Here is a 3,725-nt window from a genome sequence, read left to right on the forward strand (position 1 = left end):
CCGCAGTCCCTGCGCGGTGCCGATGCGATCCGGCTGCTGAACTACCAGTTCGCCGATTCGGGGATCCGCCGGGTCAAGGTGGACAACGATCAGTCGCGGGCCCTGCTGGGCCTTCGCGGTTGGACCGAAGGCGGCTGGAACTGGGAAACGGCCCTGCTGTACTCGCGCGCCCGCAGCACCGACACGCAGCAGGGCGGGCTGACCGACGCCTTCATCGCCGCGGTGAACCGTACCGACGCCGGTGCGTACAACCCGTTCAGTGGCGGTGATCCGGCTAGCATCCGGGTGGGGGATGCCACGCCGTACGACACCTCGGCGTTCATTGGCGAGGCGACCCGCGAAGGCACGACCGAGCTGGCCCTGTGGGACTTCAAGGTCAACCGTCCGGATCTGCTCAGCTGGTACGCCGGTGACATCGGCCTGGCAGCGGGTGTCGAGTACCGCTATGAAAGCCGCACCGATGATCGCGACGAAAACATCGACGGCAGCCGTCCGTACACGGACTGGTACACCGGCACCGTTGCGGCCAGCAATTTCTTCACGCATAGCCCGCGGCCGGACGTGCACGGCAGCCGCAACGTTAAATCGGCCTTGATCGAACTGGCGGTGCCGCTGGTCTCGCCTGCGCATGAGGTGCCGCTGGTCCAGTCGCTGGATGTCCAGATCGCGGGCCGGTGGGAGGACTACAGCGATGCCGGGAAGGTGGCCAAGCCGAAACTGGCGGCGGCCTGGAAGGTGAATGACAGCGTGCTGCTGCGTGGCTCGGTCAGCGGCGGCTTCCGCGCGCCGGGGCTGGAGCTGGTGAACTCGCCGCCGACCTACGGGTTCGGTTTCAACAGCGATGCGATCCGCTGTCATGCGTTGATCAGCAGGGGGGCGCAGCCCGATTACACCGCCTGCTTGAATGCCTACAGCAGCGGTTCGCCGGTCAAACCGTCGGTGAGCGCGGTTACCTCCTACGGCGATGACGTGAAGCCGGAGACCACCCGCCAGTCGTCATGGGGCGCGGTGCTGGAGCCGCAGTTCCTGCCAGAGCGGCTGGGCGCGGTCAGCCTGAGCGTGGATGCGTGGCGGGTGGAAGTGGAGAATCCGATCAACACCCTGGGCGAGGAGCTGCTGTACGACGCCTACCTGCGCGTGGTGGAAGGCAGCAGCAATTCCAACGTGGTGCGTGCAGCGGTGACCGCCGAAGACGCGGCGCTGTTTGAAGGGTCCGGGCTTGCACCGGCGGGCGTGGTGACCCACATCTACAACCGCTACCAGAACCGCCGGCCGCTGACGGCCTCTGGCGTGGACTACAACCTCAACTGGCGCGTGCGCGACACGGGGTGGGGCAACTTCGCGGTCCTGCTCAGCGTCAGTCAGCTCAAAGAATACACCCAGCAGAAGCCGGCCGAGATCCAGCAGGTGGCGGCCGCCATCGCGAACGGGCAGTTGAACATCATCGCGCCCGACCTGGGCGCGGCCAACGAGATCGGCATCAACGGCGCCAAGCCGGAATGGCGCGGCAGCGCCACGTTCCTGTGGAACCTGCAGGACTGGACGGTCCGCCTGCGCGACGATTACATCGGCAGCGTCAAGGCCGGCGCGTATTCGGACCGCACGCCCTACGTCGTCAAGGCCACCCAGCGCTGGGCGTTGTCGGTGAAGAAGGATTTCAACGAAGGGCGCCTCAAAGGCACCTCGGTGGAAGTGGGCGCACGCAACCTGTTCGACGAAGAACCGCCACTCAATGCCTTCGGCAATTACCTGAGCGCGTTGCACGAAACCTACGGACGTTACCTGCACGTTGGCATTTCCAAGAACTGGTGATCCGCATGAAGACCTACACACGTGTTACCTGCCTGCTGCTGGCCTTGGCTGCGGTTGCGTGCAGCCCCCGGGGCGACCCCACCGCGGCGCAGGCGCAGGCGTCGGGCACCGCGCCCGCTGCGCCGGATTTCGCGGGCGAGCATGCCGCATGGGTAAAAGGCCGTGCGGCGGACCTGGGCAAGGCCGATGGCTGGATCAGCCTGATCGGGTTGCACTGGATCGAAGCCGGAACGCAAAGCGTGGGCGCGGGCGAGGGCAACACCCTCCAGCTGGCCATCGCACCGGATCGACTGGGCCAAGTGGAGCAGCGCCCGGACGGCGTGTACTTCACGCCCGTTGAAGGCGCGCGCGTCACTTCCGACGGCACACCCGTGCAGGGCGAGGTGCGCCTGAAGCCTGAGGGACAGGGAGGTGGGACCAAGCTGGCCTATGACGAGGGCAAAGGTCAGATCACCGTGATCAGGCGCGGCCAGCGCGTGGCCTTGCGGGTGCGCCACGCCGATGCACCGGCGCGGCTCCGGTTCACCGGACTGGATTTCTTCCCGCCCGATGAGCGCTGGCGTGTGAAGGCACGGTTCGTTCCGCACCCGGCCGGCAAGACCTTGCCTATCGTGAGCGTGATCGGTCACGTCGCCGAGACCCCGAACCCCGGTTACGTGATGTTCGAGAAGGAAGGGCGCCAGTGGCGGCTGGAAGCACTGGGTGATCCGGCGAAAAGCCTGAACCTGATGTTCCAGGACAAGACCACCGGCCGGCAGACCTACGGGGTCGGGCGCTATCTTCGCACCGGCCCCGTGGCGGCGGACGGCACGGTCGCGCTGGATTTCAATCGCGCCTACAACCCGCCCTGCGCGTATACGGATTTCGCCACCTGCCCACTGCCGCCGCCGGAGAACCGCCTGGCCGATCAGGACACCAACGGCCAGCGGGTGCGACTGGCGGTGCTGGCGGGCGAGAAGAAATACGCGCTCGCCCAGCACTAAGCGGCCCTTCCGTACACGTTCACCATGGGGTGCGCATCTCGCCGCTCCTTTCGTGTCACTGCCTGGATACGTCAGCGAGCGCATGCAGCGCGTATTCTGGACAACGCCGGAGCTGTACGCCAGTGAGATAGAAGTCCGGAACTGCTTCAAGGATAGGCCAGTCAAGGCCAGCTCATATGTATTGGAGCTAACCTGTATCAAGACGTTCGCAAAGGTAAGAAAGCTGAGTCGGCCGGCCGTGAGGGTGAGGGCTCCCAGTGTGGCCCGCAAGAACTGTTCTTAATGCGGTAAAAGGTGATGGCAATCACGTTTTACTGATGAGTGACTGAAATACATTTGGTCTCGTGTGCGAGGTGCGCGACCACCTTGAACCTCGCAATCGACGAGTTTTTGCCAAAGGCGCCGGACATGAACTTGCTTCTCAGCCTGCTTGAAGTTGCCTTGCTGTTTGCTTGCTTTCTGGGACTTGCGGCCTTGGCCGAGCGTGCCTGGAGACGACGCAGGCAGAGGCGGAAGGGAAGCCTTCCGGAGTGCGGAAGGCCCGTTCCCTGACCATGCGGCTTTTTAGATGACGAAGCGAGGGCGGCACTGAGTGGCGACAGGGCCGTATCAACCCTGAATGGAAGACGCCCGATGCGAAACATCGGGCGTCCTTGATAGTCAGGCAGAGGTGGATTGTCCCTCTGGTTGCAGACGAGTTCACCTAGGTGCGAACAAGCCCTGTCTGGTCAGTGATTCTTTCGCCACCGATAGCTCAACGCTCCCATCACAACCGATCAGTGCGATGTATTCCCGACCTTTTGCTTGGAAGTTCCACCGCCACATCCGGCTATCAGCGTTGTAGCGAGAAGAGTCAATAAACTTCACATCATTACGCGTCACGTCCTTCAGTGCTGGAAGCGTGTTTCCAACAACGTAGCGGTAGACTTG

At 63.9% G+C, this 3,725-nt stretch carries 3 protein-coding genes; 2 read left to right on the forward strand and 1 reads right to left on the reverse strand.

What is annotated here, in order from left to right; all coding sequences use genetic code 11:
- Together ACXJKH_RS16810 and ACXJKH_RS16815 are read left to right on the forward strand one after the other, a co-directional pair.
- On the forward strand, positions 1-1,812 hold a 1,812-nt coding region (locus ACXJKH_RS16810), incomplete at its 5' end, for a TonB-dependent receptor domain-containing protein (RefSeq protein WP_457321019.1).
- A gap of 5 nt (positions 1,813-1,817) precedes the next feature.
- Positions 1,818-2,795 (forward strand): DUF1684 domain-containing protein, encoded by a 978-nt coding sequence (locus ACXJKH_RS16815; RefSeq protein ID WP_457321021.1) that lies wholly within the window; start codon positions 1,818-1,820, stop codon positions 2,793-2,795.
- Between the two features lie 699 nt (positions 2,796-3,494).
- On the opposite strand, the gene ACXJKH_RS16820 is transcribed toward ACXJKH_RS16815, so the two are convergent.
- The coding region (locus ACXJKH_RS16820) for a hypothetical protein (RefSeq protein ID WP_457321023.1) at positions 3,495-3,725 on the reverse strand (231 nt) is incomplete at its 5' end.

The organism is Stenotrophomonas sp. P5_B8 (genome assembly GCF_054049855.1).